Consider the following 19410-nt stretch of genomic DNA (forward strand, 5'->3'; position numbering starts at 1 on the left):
AAGGAGTGAAAGATGATGAACGAACCGATTCATCCGGAAACTACGCTGCCGCAATGGCATGCGCTCTTGCTGGAATCGCTGAAACGTTACGGTTGGTCGAACGAAGAACTCCTTCGAAAAATCCAGGAGGGCGATCTGCCGAAGGACGAAAGCAAATTCCAATTCGACTACGCAGATCTCATCGCGTACGCTCGGGAGCACGCCGATACGCTCGAGCAAGCGGTCCGGCGCGGCTACCGCGTGAAGTACAACACGCTTCGCGGCATTCACAGCTGGATCGCCGTCGCGCTCCGCCGGGACGCCGAACTCGTGCTCGAGCCGGGCGCAGAAGCAGTCGTCGTTCCGCTGTCTGCCGAGGAGACCCGACGGGTGGTATCGATGCTTTCCACCGGGTGGAAGCTTTCGGTCGCCGATCCGACGCCGGACGCGGACGGACGCGTGCTGACCGGAATCGAGCCGATGCATCGGATCTAACGGAATCAAGGGGCCGTTCCGCAAGTAGACTCGAATCTACTTGCGGGATCGGCCCCTTGTTTTCGATCCCCTCGGCGGAAGACTGGACTTACCCTTCCTCCAGCGACAGTCCCAACTTGGCCCGCCGTGCAAGTGGCGAATACAAGAAGAAGTACGGCGCTCAGGAGGCGGAAATCGGGGATTGAACGCGAAGCGGGCCCCCCTGCGGCGCTCGCGCGCAGGGGGACCCGCTTCGGTCATCATCGGCTCTTTATCGAGTTAATACCTCTTTGCTCACGCGAACGACATTGTCGACGGAGAAGCCGAAGGATTCCATCACTGCCCCGCCGGGTCCCGAAGCGCCGAACGTATCGATCGATAACACGGCGCCTGCGGTTCCCGCGTACTTCTCCCACCCGAGGGAGATGCCCGCTTCGATCGTAATGCGCTTCTCGACCGCATCGGGAAGAACGCTGCGCCTGTAGTCCGCCGATTGCCGATCGAACAGCTCCCGGCTCGGCATCGCCACGACGCGGACGGAGACGCCTTCCTTCTCGAGCTCCGCCTTCGCGTCGACGGCCAAGGACACCTCCGAGCCGGTTGCGATCAGGAGGAGCTCCGGCGTATCGTTCGTCTCCGTCAGGACGTAGCCGCCCTTAGCGACTTGCTCGCGATTGCCTCTCGTCGCTTCGAACACGGGCAAGTTTTGTCTGCTCAAAATGAGCGCGACCGGTCCTTCCTTCCGCTCGAGCGCGTACGCCCAGGCGCTTGCCGTCTCGTTGGCGTCGGACGGACGAATGACCGTCAGACCTGGGATCGTACGCAGCGCGGCCAGATGCTCCACCGGCTCGTGCGTCGGGCCGTCCTCCCCGACCGCGATGGAATCATGGGTGAACACGTAGATGACGGGCAGCTTCTGCAGCGCGGCCAACCGAATGGCTGGGCGCAAGTAATCGCTGAAGACGAAGAACGTGCTGACGAACGGCTTGACGCCTCCGTGCAGCGCCATCCCGCTTCCCGCGGCGCCCATCGCATGCTCGCGCACGCCGAAGTAGACGTTACGCCCGGCATAGGACTCGACCGCGTACGTACGCTCGCCCTTCATGTCCGTCATCGTCGAATGCGACAGGTCCGCGCTGCCGCCGAAGAGGGACGGAACGATGTTCAAGTAATGATTGATCGCTTCCCCGCTGGCGACCCGGGTCGAGATCGCCTTCGAAGCGTCGAACGTAAGGATGTCAGAGGCCGCGATGGACGCGGCGCCTTCGACCGCCTCGGCGAGCTCGCGGCTCTCCGAGGGAAACTTCGCCGTATAGTCGGCGAACAGCCGGTTCCACGCTTGTTCCTTGGCCGCCCCCTCTTCCTTCAACCGCTCGAAATACGCCCGGACTTCCTCCGGCACCGTAAATTCATCTTCGTACGCCCAGCCGTATGTCTCCTTGGTCGCCTTGGCTTCTTCCTTGCCCAACGGGTTGCCGTGCACCTTGTTCGTGCCCTGCGCTTTGCTGCCGTACCCGATGATCGTGCGCACCTCGATGATCGTCGGCTGCGAATCGTGCCGCTTCGCCTCCCCGATCGCCGCCGAGATCGCTTCCGTATCGTTGCCGTCTTCCACTCGCAAGTAGTGCCAGTTCGCGGATTCCGCCCGCTTCCGCACGTCCTCGCCGAAGCTTAGGTTCAGCGCGCCGTCCAGCGAAATATCGTTAGAATCGTAAAGCACGATTAATTTTCCAAGCTTCATATGTCCTGCCATCGACATCGCTTCGTACGAGATGCCTTCCATCAAGCAGCCGTCCCCGACGAGCGCGTACGTGTAATGATCGACGACCGGGAACCCGTCCCGATTGTACTTCGCGGCGAGATGCGCTTCGGCCATCGCCATCCCGACGGCCATCGCGACGCCTTGACCCAGAGGCCCCGTCGTCGCCTCGACCCCGTCCGTATGCCCGTATTCGGGATGTCCCGGCGTTCGGCTGTTCAGCTTGCGGAACGCCTTCAAATCCTCGATCGACACTTGATAGCCCGACAGATGAAGGAGGCTGTACAAGAGGGCGGAGCCGTGCCCCGCCGACAACACGAATCGATCCCGGTTAAACCACTTACTATTTCCCGGGTGATGATTCAGATGGTCGGACCAGAGCGCGAACGCCATCGGCGCCGCTCCCATCGGCAGCCCCGGGTGACCGGAATTGGCGGCATTGACCGCGTCGATCGACAGCGTGCGGATCGTATCGACCGTGAGTCGATTAATGGTTTGCGTATAAGGCATATCGTTCTCCTTCTTTCGTTTCGGATGTTCGTTCCTCTCTATCGTCCAGCCACCAGGAGTTTCCGTCTTCGGCGAGCAGCGCGTCGGATGCGTCGGGACCGTACGTGCCGGCCTCATAATAGTGCAGCGGAACGAGCTCCTCCTCGAACGCGTCCAGCACCGGTTGAACCCAACGCCAGGACAACTCGATTTCGTCCCAATGCGCGAAGTACGTAGCGTCTCCTTCGAGGGCGTCGCCGATCAAATTCTCGTACGACTCCGGCGAGTCTTCGGGGTTCCGATGAAGTTCGATCCGAACCGGCTTGAAGCCCCCGTTCGGGCCGTGCTCCGTCGCGTTGAACTGAAGCGAGATGCCTTCGTTCGGCCCGATCTCGATAATGAGCAGATTCGGCGCGACGCCGCCCACGGACTTCGGTCGAAGCGGCTCCTTAAACTCGACTACGATTCTAGTAGACTTTTCTTTCATCCGCTTGCCTGTGCGAAGGTAGAACGGAACGCCGCGCCAAGCGTTGTTATCGATATGGAGTCGAGCGGCTACGAACGTTTCCGTCCGAGAGTCCGGCGCGATGCCCGGCTCCCGCGTATACCCGACCACGTCTTGGCCGTCGACGCGGCCCGCCGCGTATTGACCGCGGACGACGCGAGCGCGAACGTCTTCCTTCTGGAGCAGGTCCACCGCTTCCATTACGTTCCTCTTTTTCCAACGTACCTCTTCCGGACCGCTGTCCTGCGACAGTTGGATCGCGGCCGTCATCAACAGCTGCAGCAGATGGTTTTGGAACATGTCCCGCAGCGCGCCGATATGGTCGTAGTATCCGGCACGCAGGCCGACGCCGTCCGCTTCGCCGGCCGATATTTGCACATTGGCGATGTAGCGGTGAGACCATAACGCCTGGAGCACCGGATTGGCCTGCTGGAGCGCCTTCAACTGCTGTACGACCGGCTTGCCGAGATAATGATCGATGCGGTAAATTTCTTCTTCGGCGAAGGCATGGTTCAACACCCGATTCAGCTCCCGCGCCGATTGCAGGTCATGCCCGAACGGCTTCTCGATTACGAGCCGCTTCCAACCGTTCGCGGAGCCGAGTCCGCTGGATTGAATGTTGAGCGCGATCGTCTCGAAATGCTCGGGGCCGACGGACAAATAAAACAACCGGTTCGGCGGAAGGCTTTGCGCCGCTTCCCGCCGTTCGACGACGCTGAGCAGCTCCCGGTAGTCGCTCTCGCGGTCGATTTCCAGCACATTGTACCGGAACAGCCCCAGGAAATCGGCCAGTCCCCGATCGGGATCCATCGGCTTGCGTCTGGAAAACTGTCGGACGGCTTGCTCGACGTTCGATCGGAAGACGTCGTCCGACCATTCCCTGCGACCTAGCCCGAACACGGAAAATCCGCGCGGCAGCTTGCCGCCCAAGAACAAGTTAAAAAGGGCGGGATATATTTTCCGTTTGGCCAAATCGCCCGTCGCCCCGAACAAAATCATCGTCGTCGGTTCCATCTTGCATCCCCCTTCAGGCCACTAGTTTCATAGTTGTGGTTCTACTATAATACAATTACCGGATATACAAGTAATGAATATATTTCAGAGGAGATATAGACTACATCTATGGGTGTCAATCATGAGCTGTACAAGGTGTTCTATTGGGCGGCCAAGACGGGAAGCTTGTCTCAAGCCGCTAAGGCGCTGTTCCTGACGCAGCCGAGCGTAAGCCATGCCATTAAACAGCTGGAGCAAAGCTTCGGCGTCGCGTTGTTTACCCGCACGTCGCAGGGGGTCGAGCTGACGCAGGAGGGAAGCGTATTATATTCGTACATCGAGCAATCGCATATTCTCATCGCGTTGGCCGAGGAGAAGATGGCGGCGTTGAAAAATCTGGAGAGCGGCGATCTGCGCATCGGCGGGAGCGACTCGCTGTTCAAGCACTACTTGCTTCCGCACCTGGAACAATTCCACGAACAGCATCCCGGCGTGAAGCTGCACCTGAACCATGGGACGACGCCGGAGGTCATCACGTTCTTGAAGGAAGGCCGGATCGACTTGGGGGTCGTCCGCATGCCGATCGTCGAACCGCAGCTGGAAGTGAAGGAAAGCTTTCAATTGCAGGATTGCTTCGTGGCGGGGGCCCGTTACGCCGAATTAAAAGACCGGACGCTCTCATTGCCGGAGCTGCTGCAGCATTCGATCATCCTGTTTTCCCGGAACAGCCGCGCGCGCATGGCGATCACGGAATTGTTCCACCACTACGGGTACACGATCAAGCCGGAGATCGAGGTCGGCAGCGTCGACCTGCTCATCGAGTTCGCCCGGAGGGGGCTCGGGATATCGTATGTAACGCGAGAGTTCGTATCGAAGGAGCTGGAGGAAGGGTCGCTATTCGAAGTCCGCCTCGACGTGCCGATCCCCCCGTCTCACGTAGGCATCATGACGATGCGGAACATGCCGTTGTCCCGCGCGGCAAGCGCGTTCATCGAATTGATTCGTTAACCTCCGGGCGAATACCCGCATAGGGTATTTCAGTAGGATGAGGGGAGCGGAACAAAGTTGAGGAATGCCTATGGGTATACCCGGTACGATCCGGTTCGGACGTGCCGAAGCGTCGCGAATTGGTGTTCGAGAGGCGGCGAATATGTTTCCGGAATGCGGTCGTCCGCGGCGTTGTCCGACGATCGAAGTCAAGAGTTGGAACAGTGGCTCGGCAAGCTGCGGCTGCTGGAGCAAAAGGCGAAAAGCATGTTGAATACGTACCCGGCCTCGATCCCGCCTGCGGCCGTGAGCTCTCTGCTGCAGGAAGCATACTTATTGAACGAGGGCTACACCCAATTTCTAGACGCGTATCCGTCCGGGCAAGCTGCGTCCCCCGGCGGGCCGGTCGCGCCGAAACCGGTGCCGATCGGGGGGCACACGCTGCCTCCTCTTCCGTACGATTACGATGCATTGGAGCCGTATATCGACGAACAGACGATGCGGCTCCATCACGACAAACATCATCAAGCGTACGTGGACGGATTAAACCGGGCGGAGAAAAAGATGGAAGAGGCTCGGAGGACAGGGGACTACGACCTCATTCTCCATTGGGAGCGCGAAGCCGCGTTTCACGGAGCCGGGCATTACCTTCACACGATCTTTTGGAACAACATGTCGCCGGAAGGCGGCGGGGAGCCGTCCCGAGGCGGCGGCCTCCGAGGGCGGATCGATGCGGATTTCGGCGGCTTCGACAAATTCAAAGCCCACTTCTCGGCAGCCGCGGAGAAGGCGGAAGGCGTCGGCTGGGCGATTCTCGTCTGGTCCCCCCGTTCGCACCGGCTGGAAATTCTTCAAGCGGAGAAGCATCAGAATCTCTCCCAATGGGACGTCGTTCCGCTGCTTGTCCTCGACGTATGGGAACATGCTTACTATTTGAAATATCATAACGATCGCAAATCGTATATCGAAGCTTGGTGGAACGTCGTGAATTGGGAAGACGTCGAACGACGGTACGATCAAGCCCGCCAATTGCGCTGGAAGCCGTATTGATCGTCGTCCTCGTCGAAACATGGCGAAAAGAGGCCGTCGCATGCGGCGGCCTCTCCCCTTGCTTAGCCTTAGCGCGCTCTTGCTCTCGGCCGAACGACCCGCGTCGTCAATACGCCGAGCGCATCCTTCGTAGCGCGGGCGAACGCGAGCGGGTTGTCGACCTTTTCCCAATGCATATACATCAGCCTAGGGTTATCGAAGAGCCAGTGATTATGAATGGCGGTGACGATGATGCCGTGTTGCCGCAGCTTGCTCGTGAATCGATTGATTTCGGACTGCAGGATGACCGTCTCGCCGCTGCAGAGCGCCCGTCCGTCCCTCGTCATCGATTCGAAGCTGAACATCTGCGGAAGCAGCAAGAACGATTTGGCCCGCCTCCCCAACACGATCGGTTGAATGTTGGTTCTGGATTTCATAACGGTGCAGACCCTGCCTTGCGCCGTATGCATGCCTCCGAGAATTCTCCCGAATCGTTCGCATGTTTGTTCGAACGAAAGTGCCATGTACACCCCTCCTTCCGTTGTCGTTACCCGCGGACGATCCGCGACGTGAGCAAACGGTTGCTATTGCGGACTTTCCTTGCGAAATCGAGCGGCTTGTCGATGGACTCGAAGTGAATGTACATCAGCCGCGGCGAATCGAACAGCCAGTGATTGTGCGTCGCCGTTACTTTGATTCCTTGTCTGCGCAGGCTGGAGATGAACGGGTTCAGCTCCGACTGCAGGATGACCGTCTCCCCTAAACATAACGCGCGGCCTTGGCGGTCCATCTTCTCGAAGGAGTACGCCTGCGGGACGAACATGAACGACTGCGCGTTCCTTCGCAGCACCTTCGGTTTAATGTTCGTCCGGGACCGGGTCGCGGTACAAACCCCGTTAATTACGGAAGGAGTCGCGTTTAAGATTTGCGCGAATCTCCTGCACAATCGGGACGGTTGCGTATGCATCGCCATTGGAAACACCTCCTGCAAGCAACTTATGACACGTCCGCGGGAATGCTCTGGGTGAGTAGCGTCGTTGGAAGCCCTTTTCACTTCAGAAATACGGAAAGCCCGTACCTTAGAGGCACGGGCCGGGACGACGACGGATGTCGAAAATTATAAGCGGCGGAGGGTCCGCCCTTCGAGAAACGGGCCTTTCAGACGGACATGCTCGTAAGGCAGCGTCGGATTCGCGATGCGGCGCAGCATGAGCTCCGCCGCCCTCTCCCCGGCTTCTTTCACGAACAACGCCGGACGGGCTAGATCGGGCAAATACGGATGCTCCTCATGCTCCATGCCGACGAGAGAGACCGATTCGGGGACGTCGAGGCCGAGGGAAGCGGCGGCCGCGTACGCCCACTCCGCCGTGCCGGGAATCGCGCAAAATACAGCCGTATACCGCCCGGAGCTCAACCGGGATCGCAGCTTCTCCATCCACTCGACGCGATCCCCGGAATCGCTCGTGACATGCTCGTCGGGGTCGGGCGCCCGCTCGGCGCCCGCCCGCTTCAAGGCGATGGCGAACGCCCTCCATCTCAGACGGAAGCCGCGGAACGGTTCGATCTCCCCGACGTACAATACGTTCCGATGACCGTTCGCATAGAGCGCCTCCATGGATCGGTGAACCGCATACTCCACATCCCAGACGACGCTGTCTACCTCGGCCAGATCGGACGGATAATTGATCAGCACCTTCGGCATCGGGATCCGGAGCAGCGCCGCCTCCAGCCGTTCGGGCAGCACCGCGGACAGAAACAAGCCGTCCGTGAACTCCGCCCCGATCTTCTCGAGCCACGACTCCAGCTCCGACGGTTCGCTCAATCCGCTAGGCACGACCAACGGGTACAACGTATGCCCCAGCTCGGCCAACCGCGTCTGTACCCCGACCGTCTGTTGGCGATGGAACGGCAGATCCCCGCTCAGCAGCATCGCGAAGCGCCTCGGCCTGGCCCGCACCGAAGGAATTCGTTCCGCGGTCATGCCCGCTTCCTGCTCCTTCGTCCGATACCCCAGCTCCCGCGCCCGTTCCACTACCGTTCGACGCGTCGTCTCCGACATGCCCGGCAGTCCCCGGAGCGCCTTCGAGACGGTATGTATCGTTAAGTTCAATTCGTCGGCGATCGTTTGCAGCGTCACCGCTTTTTTACTCGGCACGAACTTCCCCTCCTTCTTTAAATTGTAACTAAAATGGAACTATTGTGTAGCTACAAATTTGATTTATGATGAGGCTGAACATCGTTCCTGCGGGAGGGAGAATCGGACATGTCGAATCGAGAAGTAACCTTACACACAACCGTACCTGTGTACGATACGGCGGAGGTCGTCGTCATCGGCGGCGGGCCGGCCGGCACCGCGGCGGCCGTCAGCGCCGCCAGGAACGGCCGGAAGACCATTCTGTTGGAGCATTCCGCTCAATTAGGCGGCATGGGGACGCTCGGAAACGTCAGCGTCTTTATGGGCATCGGCAACGTGACGGGCATCTACCGGGAGTTCATCTCGGAGTTTCTTCCCGAGGCGCTGCCGGATACGCACCATGTGTCCATCTGGCCGCAATATTCGCCCTTCGAGCTGCGCCATTATTTGAACGGTAAGCTGGAGAAGGAAGGCGTCGACGTGTACTACCACGCGAGCGTCGTCGCCGCGATCAAGCAGGGCGACCGCGTCACGGGCGTCGTCGCCAATACGCGGGAAGGCCTCAAGGCGTTCGAAGGCGCCGTCTTCATCGACTGCACGGGGGATTCGCGCGTGGCGGCCGAAGCCGGCGTACCGCTGCGTTCCGGGCGCGACGAGGACGGCCTGACGCAGCCGATGACGCTCATGTTCATGATGCAGGATACAGGGAAGCCGGCGCGCCAATACTTGCCGGAGGACGGTTACCGCTACGAGGACGTATCGGAGCTGCCGCAGGGCCGGCGCTTGTATTGGGAGAAGACCGGGGACGGCACGCTGCTCGTCAATATGACGCGCGTTCGGGGGAACGGAGCGAAGATCCGAGACGTCAACTTCGCGGAGAAGGAATCGCTGCGGCAGGCGTTCTCCGTCGCGAACTACTTGCAGCGCAACGGTTTCGAAAATTATATTTTGTCCCATGTCGCCGGGCAGGTCGGCGTTCGGGAAACGAACCAAATCGTCGGATTGTACACGCTGACGGAAGAGGACGTGACGGGCGGGCGCCGCTTCGACGACGTCGTGGCGCAGACGAATTACGAGATCGACATCCACAACCCGACGGGGGGAGCCAGTACGGACGAACGACATGTGAGCGGCTACGACATCCCCTACCGCTGCATGGTCCCCGTCGGCGTCGAAGGGCTGATCGTCGCCGGGCGCTGCATCTCCGCCACGCACGTCGCCATGTCGTCGATGCGGGTGCAGGCGACGTGCTACGCCCTCGGCCAAGCGGCGGGTAACGCCGCTTCGCTGGCCGTCGAAACCGGCTCCTCGGTCGCCGACATCTCCATTCCGGCGCTGCACGAACGGCTGGCCGCGCAAGGCGTGAGGTTTCAGAAGTAAGGATGCGATTCTAGAGGAACGCCCCCGCGGGGCGTTCCTCTTTAAGTAGGCCGCTCGGGGGAACCCTCGACTGGCTTCTTCCGGCTATAAGCGCATATCTGCGCTTATCCCGCGAATCCGCTCTTCCCCCTCGTTTCTTACATCCGCCGATCGCCCGCCCACATAATATAGCCAGATAGTTCATCTCTTGAGGAAATCGTTAATTTGCTTCCGGTCGGTTTTCGTGTACGATGCAAACGATTGGCTTTTTTCGCAACAGCACTCAATGTACAAATTATGACGTAGGAGGCATCCCATAATGAGCAAAATCAAAGTCGCCGTATTCGGCTGCGGCGCGATCGCGCAGCGCCGGCACATTCCCGAGTACGCCTCCAATCCCGACGTGGAACTGGTCGCGTTCGCCGACCCGGTTCTCGAGCGCGCGCAGAAGATGGCCGAGCAGTACGGCGGCAAAGCGTACGCCAGCCACGAAGAGCTGCTAAAGACCGAGAAGGTCGACGCGGTCAGCGTATGCACGCCGAACTACCTCCATGCGCCGATGGCCATCGCGGCAGCGAACGCGGGAGCGCACGTATTGGTCGAGAAGCCGATGGCGACGACGCTGGAAGAAGCGCAGCAGATGATCGACGCCGCGCGTAGCAACAACGTCTACCTGATGGTCGGCCACAATCAGCGTCTCATGCCTCCGCACGTGAAGGCGAAGGAGCTGCTCGACTCCGGCAGGCTCGGCAAGGTGTTGACGTTCCGCACCGCCTTCGGCCACCCGGGTCCGGAAGGCTGGAGCGTAGACGGCCGCGGCAGCTGGTTTTTCCGGAAGGAAGAAGCGGCGATGGGCGCCATGGGCGACCTCGGCGTGCATAAATCCGACTTTATCCGGTACCTCCTGAACGACGAAGTGGCGGAAGTGGCCGGCTTCGTCGGCACGATTCACAAAGAGGGCACGGACGTCGACGATAACGCGACTTGCCTCCTCCGCATGAAGAACGGCGCGATCGGCACCTTGACGGCAAGCTGGACGCAATACCGAGGCGGCGACAACAGCACGGTGCTCTGGTGCGAGAACGGCGTCATGAAGATCGGAACCGTGAACGGCGACGAAGTCATCGTGGAGCTCCGCGACGGCAGCGTAGAGACGTACGTCGTAGGCGCCATGGCTACGAACGAAAAGCAAGTCCCGAGCGGCGTCATCGACGCGTTCGTCCGTTCGATTACGACGCAGACGCCTCCGAGCATCTCCGGCGAAGAAGGCAAGAAGTCGTTGGCCGTCATTCTCGCCGCGTTCGAATCGCAAGCGACGGGCCGGATGGTAAAGCTGTAATCTTAGGTAGAACAACCAAAAAACAAGGGGTCCGCATTCATGCGGGCCTCTTGTTTTTGGATTCAGCAGCATTGAGTTGCCGCTGGAGGTTCCTCTTCCGCGATCGGCTTGGCAGAGGCTGCAGCGCAGCATACCGCGGGCATCGCTCGCTCTTCCGCCGCCTCGAATTCGCTGTCTCTATGGGTGTAAAACACTTCCCAAGCGTTTCCGTCGGGGTCGGTCACCCGGATCTTGTCTTGGACGGCGTAACAGCAAGTCGTGTCCATCTCTTCGAAAGAAGCCAGCCCCGCTTGCCGGAGCCGCTCCTTCGCCGCCAGCACGTCCTCGGTGCCGCCGACTTGAAATCCAAGGTGGTTCAGAACGCCTTTGTCGTCGAAAGGCCGAACGTTCAGCGAGAAATGAAGCGCGGGTTCGTCGAGTTCGAATTTCGCATAGTTCTCTTTGACTTTCGTAGGTTCGGCGTCGAACAATTTCCTGTAGAACGCGAGAGACGACTCCAGATTTCGGACATTGATCGCGACGTGCATTTTCATAAGACAACACTCCTTTAATTACTCAATATTTGATTGTTGCAAGTATTAGGGGAAAAGCAGCTCCTCTCGTCTAGAGAGGAGGTTTGCAGCAATGCGGGCTTTGACCCATGGCATCGCTGAGCAACTGGAGGCATCCCAGAACCTGCCCCTTCTTGTCGTCGGGAATTGATGTATTTATACCGCATATTAATTGAGATTTGCAACTATTTAATTTAGCATCTGATGTTAAAAACAAAGCGAAGCCCCTTGCGCAAGGGGCTCCGTACGTTTTCGATTACAGCGGGACCGCAGCTTCGAGCCGCGCCGGCACCGGCTGCGCCGCCCCTTTGTTCAGGTACTTCTTGCCCCTCCATCGGAAGAAAGACATTGCGCCCCGCACGTATTCGTCCGCGATCATGCAGCAGTAGATCCCGATCAAGCCCCAGCCCAACTCGAGGCCCAGCCAATACGAACAGCCTGTCGCGATGATCGACATGGAACCGAGCGACGCGAGCATCGTGAACCGCGTATCGCCGACGGCGTTCAGCGCGTTGCCGAGCGCCATGTTCAGCATCTTGCCGGGCTGCAGCAGCAAGTTCAGCGCCAGCAGCGAGACGCCCATCGCGACGATCTCCCCGTCCTTCGTAAACAGCCCGAGCGCCGGTCGGCCGAACAGATAGAGCAGGATGCTGCTGACAGCGACGAAGGCGAGGCCGACCCAGAGCGCCCGGTACGCCGCCGCATACGCGTCCCGGATTTTCCCTGCGCCGAACAGATGCGCGATCTGAATTTGCGCGGCGGCCGCGATGGCCCCGCCCAGCATGAAGCAGAACGATTCCAGCGTGTTCATGTACGTGCGGGCGGCAAGCTCCTTGTCGCCGAGGTCGGCGAGGAACGCGTAAATCGCCAGCTGCGAGAACACCCAGCAGGACATGTTGACGCCCAGCGGCCAACCGATTTTCAAGATCTGCTGAAACAGCTTGAGTTTGAAAATGCCGAAGTCCCGAAGCCGAACCGTCCGCTCGAAAGCGAACACGAACATGTACAGCAGCAGGACCGCCGCGAACAGCTTCGACAAGTTTCCGGACACCGTCACGCCGAACAGTCCCCACGCCGGCATGCCGAACGCGCCGTAGATAAAGCCGTAATTCAGAACGATATGAACGACGTTCATTCCGATCCCGATAAACATCGGTCCCTTCGTGTTGCCGGTATTTCGAATGACGGTGCCGAGCACGGCGATGAGACCGGTAAGCACCATGCCTGCGCCGATGTTGGAGACATAGACGTTCCACAGCGGCAGCAGCTCGTTCGAGACGTTCAGCATGCCCGCGATCGGAGCGGAGAAGAAATACAACGTAAGGCTGATCGCGGCGCTGATCGACGCGCAGGCCGTGACGGCCATGATCGCGATCGTGCGCGCCTCCTCCTCCCGCTTCATGCCGATGCGCTGCGCGACGAGAATGCCGGCGCCGGTGGCGATCGTCATAAACAACGTATTCAGGGCGTTAAACAGCTGATTCGAAAATCCGACGACGGCGACGGCCCCGTCGGAGATGTGGCTGACCATGATCGTATCGACGGTGCCGAGCAGCGTCTGCAGGAACAGCTCGAGAAAAATCGGCCAGGACAACGCCCATAGCGAAAATTTGGGATTCACAAATAAAACCTCCGGACTGACATGTTGTACCTCATTCGGACGAAGGGCTTCGCCTTTTCCATAACAGATTATAGATGGTATACTTTCGTCAGTGGTTCAATTATTCAACGAAAACTTTCACATATGAAACCTATCGGGAAGGAAACGCTTCCATGACCATGCTTGTCTTCACGGTGCCCCCGCTGCTGCAATACATCGCTTGCGGACATTCGATCTTCGATCCCGGAGAGCGTCACATGAGCCGTCGAAACCTTCACGTATTCGACCTGCTGTTCGTACAGAAGGGTTGTTTATATATCGGGGAGGAGGAGCGGCGGTACGAGGTAGGGCCGGGGTGCGCGCTCGTGCTGCGGCCGGACTGCTTCCATTACGGCCTGGAAGGCTGCCGGGAGCGGACGGAGTATTATTGGCTTCATTTCCAGACGTCCGGCCCTTGGACGGCGGCGGACGACGATGCGGGGGAGCTTCATCCCGACAACGCCGCGGACGAATTGTTCGACGTTCGAAGCTTTCCGCTGACCCTGCCGCAGTTCGTCCGCTTGGCGAAGCCCGCCAAAGCCGACGAACTGCTCGGTCAGCTGGATCAGCTTCATCCGAACGCGCATCTGAGCGCTGCCAGGTTGAAGCAGCAGTTGTTGTTCCAGGAGCTCGTGCAGCTGCTGGCGGCCTCCCAGGATTCGCGGCGGAACTCGCCGGGAAGGGCTTGCGCCGAACGGGCGGCCGCCCTTCTTCGCAGCCGCTACCGCGAGGACATTACCGTTCGCGAGCTTGGGAAGCGCCTCAGCTTTCACCCGGTGTATATCGCCCGGTGCATGCAGCGGGAATACGGCTGCACGCCGAGAGAGTATTTGCTCCGTTACCGGATCGAACAAAGCAAGCTGCTGCTCATGCAGACGGATTGGACGATCGCCCGCATCGCGGAAGAGGTCGGCTTTCGGCAGGCGCCTTATTTCAGCACCTGCTTTTCGCGGCTAGAGGGCATAACGCCCCGCGAATACCGGCAGTTATTTCATTGATTTCGGATGCGCAGCAGCTTGGCTTCCGCCGGCTCGAGCTCGACAAGGCAACGAGCGTCCGCTCCGATGGACTGCTCCGCGCCCGACCATACGTCGACGATTGATAAAGCACCGGTTTGGGAGATCCCGAGCTCCTCGAACGAAAACTCCTTGCGGACCCCCGCGTTCGGGTCGTAGTTGAACGCGGCGATCCAATGCTCTTCCCCTGTCCGCAGCGTAAACACGTCCGAAGCTTTGCTTCCGCTCGGACGCCCGGCCGGGCGGAACGTTCGCCCGAGCCGAGCCAGCGCCATGACGGCCGGGTGCGTCATCCATTCGCGCGCCCGTCGGGCGGCCTCTTCCTGTCGGTAGTCGTCGCCGAGCAGCAGCGAGGTGCCCGCGATCACGGAGGCGGTAAGTCGGCTTCTGCCTTCCTGCTCCGTCGTCGCCCGCTGATTCGCGCTCTTGTACAGTACCGTATGATCCGGATCGTTGAAGCGGTACAAGGCGTCGTTGATCCACCAGCCGTGGGATACCGCGTTCAGCATATATTCCGTATCGCCGATCAGGCCGAACGCGTCGCAGGAGACGCGGCGGCTGTGCGCGTAGCCGTGCGGGAAGAGCGGCGCGATGGACAGGTTGATCAGGAAGGGCCTCCCGATTTTCTCCGGCGCCAGCGCGTCGCGGATCGTCCGCATCCCGAGATGATACGCCTGCACGCCGGTCCGAATCTCGGGGTCGTAATGCCGCCCTTCCATGGCGCCGTGCGACAAGAAGTCCGCTTTCGCGTAGTCGAAGCCCCAGTCCACGAAATTCTGCAGCTCCTTGCGGATTCGCTCCAGCGCGATCGGGTGGCTGAGGTCGATCGCATATGCTCCGTCGAGCGTCGGCAGCAGCCGGCCCGCATCGTCCTTCAGCAAAATATCGCGATAGACGTACTGCCCCTCGAAGCCCTCCACCGGCCGTTCGGGATCCTTGCCCCAATACGCGAACGGGGAAAAGTAGATGCCCGGCTTCTGCCCGTTCGCCTTCGCCCGTCGGACCGCCTCCTCCAGCTCCCCGGCCGGCAGATGATTCCAGAAGGCGTCGAAGTTGACGTACACGGCGCCGTCGTCGCCGTGGAAACCGCCGTCCAACAGCTCGTCTCGAAGGAAATCGGAGGTGTGCGCGTAGACGTCCAAGTCGAGCTTCGACATGACGGCCGACCAGCTGTTCCAGCCGAACGGCACGCCGCCGTCCCACGGGAGCGCCGGGACCAGCGCCGCGTTCGCCCGGCCGAACGCCTCCATCCCCGTCCGGTAATCGTCGTACGCCCCGACGAAGATAAGCGGGGAGACGTTGACGAGCCCCTTGGCTGCGCCGTGAGGCAGCGTGTCGCGCGTGTGCAGTCCCGATACGCCGCCGAACACCCGGAGCCGCGTCAGCTCACCGGCGAATGTGCCTTCCGCCCGGATGCCCGTCTTCCAGAAGTCGTGCCGGACGGAGCCGAGGACGATGCCGCGGCGGCTGTTCGCGCCGTAGATCGCCGTCGCTTCATAGCTCTCCACCGATCCGGGAATCGGGTAAGAGCCGTACCGCACCCACTTGTCGTTGTCGTAGGGCACGAACAGGATGCGCAGCTCCTCCCGGTCGTCCGTCTCGGCATCGCCGGGCTTCAAGATCGAGCCGTCGTTCCGAAGCGCGGCGAGGGGCGCCATCTCGCCGGTCTCCCATTCGGTCTCGCAGACGGCTTCGAGCTCGACGAGGCAATACGGCTGTCCGTCGTACAACCGGAATCGCTGCCGGAGCACGGGCGGAGCGACCTCGCCGACGCGCGCCGCCGACGTATGCTCCACCGCCCAAGCGATCCCTCGGCCGAAGACGTCATCGATGTCCTCGATCGAAGCTTCGTCGACGCGGTGCGAGCCGTAGTGCGTCGTCCGCGCGACGCCCGATCGATACGCGGTTTCGCTGAACAGCCCTTCCAGGGCGGCGCCGCCCTGCCAACGGATCGTCAGCGCCCCGTGCGCCAAATCGGATACGACGGCGATCAGCCCGTTATCGACCGTAAAAAAATCGGCCTCCCGTATGACTTGAATGCTCCCTGCTTTAGCTTGAACCATGGCCGCACCTCTCCCCTTTACTTCGCTTCGATGACGAGCAGCTTCGATTGCCCGCCCTTCAAGTCGATCGCGAGCTTCCCGTCCGCGACAGGATGCTTCTCCTGCGTCCACAGATCGACCGCGACCGTCGCGCCGGCGGGAATGCCGGCCCGCGCCAGTTCGATCGTCTTCGTCGCGGGATCGTTCGAATAATTGAATAAGGCGATCGTATGCCGCTTCTTCTTCGACAGCGCGAACGCGTCGGCGGCCCCCGTCCCGGTGTCGCCATCGATCGGACGGAACGCTTCGCCTTGGAGCGCCACCTCGTTCACGCGCTCGTTCGTCAGCAGCTCTCTCATGTACTGCTGGGCGACGGGGTCGGCCACGTCGTCGGAGCCGAGGAACACCGTGCCCGAGATCGCCGCCGCGTTCACTCGCGACTGCGCGGCTTCGAAGGAGCCCCCTCGGGCGAGCGTCATGTAGTCGGGATCCGTGTACGTGTAGATCGTGCCGTTCTGCCACCAGCCGTACGTCAGATTGTTCAGCTGGTACTCCGTCTTGGCGAGCGTCCCGTCGACGTCGCAGGAGATGCGTCTCGCATGCGCGTATTGGCTCGGGAACAACGGCGCGATCGACGCGCTGATGAACATGCGTCCGTCGAGCGCCTCGTTGATGTACGCCATTCCTTGATTGTACGCTTCGATGCCCGTCTCCACGCTCGGGTCGTAATGCGCCCCTTCGAAGGAGCCGTGGCTGAGGAAGTCGATCTTGATATACTCGAAGCCATAGTCGAGGAACCGCTTGAAGTAATAGTCGATCCGCTGCTTCGCGCCCGGATGCGTCGGATCGACGGCGTAGGCGCCGTCCACCTTGGGCAGCGGGTTGCCGTCCGGATCGCGCAAAATAATATCCCCGTACGTATACTTCCCGTCCGCCCCTTCGACCGGCTGCTCCATATTGTCGCCCCAATAGACGAACGGGCCGTAATAGATGCCCGCCTTCTGGCCGTTGCTCCGAATGACGGAGACGACGTCCTTCAGCTGCCGCTCCGTCAGGTTGTCCCAATACGAATCCAGGTTAATGTAGACGTTGCCCTTGTTGGAGAAGCCTTCGTTCTGGAGATGGTTTTGGAAAAAGTCCGACACGGCGACCACCTTGTCGTAGCTGAGCTTGCTGTCGTACGCTCCCCAGCTGTTCCAGCCGACCGGCACGCCCTTCGGCACGCCGCGCTCGAACTTCAGCGGCGCGGCCACCGCCGCGTTCGCCCGCCCGTACGACTCGAGTCCGTCCCGATAGTCGCCGTAGAAGCCGACGAACACCTGCGGCGACGTCACCGTCGCGCCCGACACTTCGCCGTGCGGCAGCGAATCGTGCGTCGACGCCTGCGACGCGAAGCCGCCGTACACCTTCAGCTTGTCGAGGCGGTCGTTCGAGCCGCTCCATGCGATGCCGGTTTTCCAGAGATCGTGCGTAACCGACCCGACGATAAGACCGTCGCGGCTCTCGTTGTCGTAGACGGCCGTCACTTCCGAGCTGATATAGTTGTTCGTATTCAGGCTCGTATTGATCGTACGCGCTTGGTACCGGGACCACATGTCGTTATCGAACGGGGTCACCAGCACCCGGTTGTCGCCGTACGCCCCGATGTCGACTCCGGCCTTGGCGTTCAATACGATCGGCGCCATCTCGTTCGTGCGAAGCTCGGCCGCGCCGGCCGACTCGATCGATTGACTCGCGAGGAAGTACGGCAGGTCTTCGTAAATTTGGTACATTTGCTTCATGACGGGGAGGCCCTCTTCCCGGTTCTCGATCGCGAATCGAATGCCTTTGCCGTGCCCGTCCTTGATCCGCTCCACGTCGCGCATCGAGAACGAGTGCTCTCCGTACTCGCGGCTCTCCAGCAGCCTTTCCAGGCGAACGGTACTGAACACGCCTTTCGCGACCGTCCGTCCGTTCCATGCGTACGCCGCCAATCCGGATTCCGTATTATATAGGATCCTGTAAACCCCGTTCGTCGCTTGCACGCCCCGTTCGTAGGTTTCTACCAGAATAGACCCGAACGTCGCCGATTCCAGCTTCGCCCCCATATCGCCGATCCCGTCGGCGGCTCCCGGATCTTCGCCCGGCGCTTCGACGGCGACGACCTCCAGCTTGTCGATGTCGGGCGACCATCCCCCGTTGTCGTCCAACGTCACGACGTTCGCTCCCGCCCGCAGCTCCGCCTCGATCGAGAACGTTCCCACCGTATCCCAATCCGCCGTCGCCGGCGGCGTATACGTCTCTTCCGCGCCGTCGTTCACCGCGATCGCGATCGGACGCGGATCAGCAGAAATGTACGACAGCTTCAGGAGATAGACGCCGTCCTTCGGCGCGTCGACCGCATGGAAGCGCAAGGAAGAGCCGCCCCACAAATCTCCGACCTTGCCGCCGCCAGAGCAGCCGCTCGACGCTTTGCACGTGCGGACGCCGGCATTGCCGGTCAACGTATTCGCGGGATCTTCCGCTTCGTAGACGTCGCCGGACGGCTCGCCCGGCGGCTCCTCGCCGGGCTCCGAGCCCGAATCCCGGCTCCATGCCAGATCGATTCGATCGATGTCCGGCGCATAGCCTCCTTCATCGTCGAACAGAATGCTGTTCGCGCCCTGCGCCAGCTCGATCTCGAGCTCGTACGTGCCGAGCGCGCTCCAACTGCCCGTAGACGGCAGATCGAACCGATCGCCCGGCGCGCCGTTCGTACCGATCGCGACCGACCGCGGGTCGCCCGAGATATAATGCAGCGTCATCGTGTAGACGCCCGCTTCCGGTACGACGATCTCTTGGAAGCGCAGGGTGGAGCCGCCCCATAAATTGCCGACGATTCGGCCTCCGGAGCATCCCGCGGACGGATCGCAATCGTTGACGGTCGCCTTGCCGGTCAACGCGTTCGCCTCCGCTTCCGCCTCGAACATAAGCGAGACCGACTCGTCCTCCGCGACGGCGGTCGTCGCTCGCGCCGTCAGCTGCAGCATGAGGGCCGCGGCGAGCAGCCCGAGCAGCCACCTTTTCCCAAACAATGCTCTTATCATCGTCTCCTCCTTATTCGGATGAATGGGCAGTGCGCCTGCCCCCTTCCAGT

At 60.7% G+C, this 19410-nt stretch carries 13 protein-coding genes and 1 pseudogene; 6 read left to right on the plus strand and 8 right to left on the minus strand.

Features of this window, described 5'->3' with window-relative positions:
* The first annotated feature begins 15 nt into the window (after window positions 1–15).
* The gene (locus tag FE782_RS26910) at window positions 16–474 is read left to right on the plus strand and encodes a hypothetical protein (protein ID WP_202914620.1); all 459 of its coding nucleotides are present in this window, start codon (window positions 16–18) and stop codon (window positions 472–474) included.
* Window positions 475–724: 250 nt separating this feature from the next.
* Here the strand turns inward: FE782_RS26910 and tkt are convergent, their stop codons facing one another.
* Together tkt and zwf are read right to left on the minus strand one after the other, a co-directional pair.
* On the minus strand, window positions 725–2722 hold the full coding sequence (tkt, locus tag FE782_RS26915) for a transketolase (RefSeq protein WP_138197460.1): 1998 nt from the start codon (window positions 2720–2722) through the stop codon (window positions 725–727).
* Entirely contained in the window at window positions 2700–4220 is a 1521-nt protein-coding gene (zwf, locus tag FE782_RS26920) for a glucose-6-phosphate dehydrogenase (RefSeq protein WP_138197461.1), read from the minus strand. The genes tkt and zwf overlap by 23 nt, the downstream gene beginning before the upstream one ends.
* Before the next feature lie 108 nt (window positions 4221–4328).
* On the opposite strand from zwf, the gene FE782_RS26925 reads away from it, so the two are divergent.
* Window positions 4329–5207: a LysR family transcriptional regulator gene (locus FE782_RS26925; protein ID WP_138197462.1), complete on the plus strand. Its 879-nt coding sequence runs from the start codon at window positions 4329–4331 to the stop codon at window positions 5205–5207.
* Between the two features lie 57 nt (window positions 5208–5264).
* Window positions 5265–6236, plus strand: coding sequence for a superoxide dismutase (locus FE782_RS26930; RefSeq protein ID WP_238392673.1), 972 nt, complete (start codon window positions 5265–5267; stop codon window positions 6234–6236).
* 68 nt (window positions 6237–6304) lie between these two features.
* Here the strand turns inward: FE782_RS26930 and FE782_RS33435 are convergent.
* Window positions 6305–7188, minus strand: a pseudogene (locus tag FE782_RS33435) (DUF1259 domain-containing protein).
* Window positions 7189–7332: 144 nt separating this feature from the next.
* The gene (locus FE782_RS26940; RefSeq protein ID WP_138197463.1) at window positions 7333–8370 is read right to left on the minus strand and encodes a LacI family DNA-binding transcriptional regulator; all 1038 of its coding nucleotides are present in this window, start codon (window positions 8368–8370) and stop codon (window positions 7333–7335) included.
* A gap of 108 nt (window positions 8371–8478) precedes the next feature.
* Here FE782_RS26940 and FE782_RS26945 point away from each other — a divergent pair, with 108 nt between their 5' ends.
* Both FE782_RS26945 and FE782_RS26950 read left to right on the plus strand, forming a co-directional pair.
* Complete coding sequence (locus FE782_RS26945) at window positions 8479–9729, plus strand: FAD-dependent oxidoreductase (RefSeq protein WP_138197464.1); 1251 nt, start codon at window positions 8479–8481, stop codon at window positions 9727–9729.
* Window positions 9730–10027: 298 nt separating this feature from the next.
* Window positions 10028–11047, plus strand: coding sequence for a Gfo/Idh/MocA family protein (locus FE782_RS26950; RefSeq protein ID WP_138197465.1), 1020 nt, complete (start codon window positions 10028–10030; stop codon window positions 11045–11047).
* A 62-nt stretch (window positions 11048–11109) separates the two neighbouring features.
* Here FE782_RS26950 and FE782_RS26955 read toward each other — a convergent pair whose 3' ends face one another.
* Together FE782_RS26955 and FE782_RS26965 are read right to left on the minus strand one after the other, a co-directional pair.
* Window positions 11110–11580 (minus strand): ArsI/CadI family heavy metal resistance metalloenzyme, encoded by a 471-nt coding sequence (locus FE782_RS26955; RefSeq protein ID WP_138197466.1) that lies wholly within the window; start codon window positions 11578–11580, stop codon window positions 11110–11112.
* A 274-nt stretch (window positions 11581–11854) separates the two neighbouring features.
* Entirely contained in the window at window positions 11855–13219 is a 1365-nt protein-coding gene (locus tag FE782_RS26965) for an MATE family efflux transporter (RefSeq protein ID WP_138197467.1), read from the minus strand.
* A gap of 152 nt (window positions 13220–13371) precedes the next feature.
* On the opposite strand from FE782_RS26965, the gene FE782_RS26970 reads away from it, so the two are divergent.
* The gene (locus FE782_RS26970) at window positions 13372–14235 is read left to right on the plus strand and encodes a helix-turn-helix transcriptional regulator (RefSeq protein ID WP_138197468.1); all 864 of its coding nucleotides are present in this window, start codon (window positions 13372–13374) and stop codon (window positions 14233–14235) included.
* Here FE782_RS26970 and FE782_RS26975 read toward each other — a convergent pair.
* Both FE782_RS26975 and FE782_RS26980 read right to left on the minus strand, forming a co-directional pair.
* Window positions 14229–16316 carry an alpha-galactosidase gene (locus tag FE782_RS26975; protein ID WP_138197469.1) on the minus strand — a complete coding sequence of 696 codons (2088 nt, stop codon included), beginning with the start codon at window positions 16314–16316 and terminating at the stop codon, window positions 14229–14231. The genes FE782_RS26970 and FE782_RS26975 overlap by 7 nt on opposite strands.
* 17 nt (window positions 16317–16333) lie before the next feature.
* The gene (locus tag FE782_RS26980; RefSeq protein WP_138197470.1) at window positions 16334–19360 is read right to left on the minus strand and encodes a carbohydrate-binding protein; all 3027 of its coding nucleotides are present in this window, start codon (window positions 19358–19360) and stop codon (window positions 16334–16336) included.
* Window positions 19361–19410 lie beyond the last annotated feature (50 nt).

Source organism: Paenibacillus antri (assembly GCF_005765165.1).
In the GTDB taxonomy this organism is placed as follows: Bacteria; Bacillota; Bacilli; order Paenibacillales; family YIM-B00363; genus Paenibacillus_AE; species Paenibacillus_AE antri.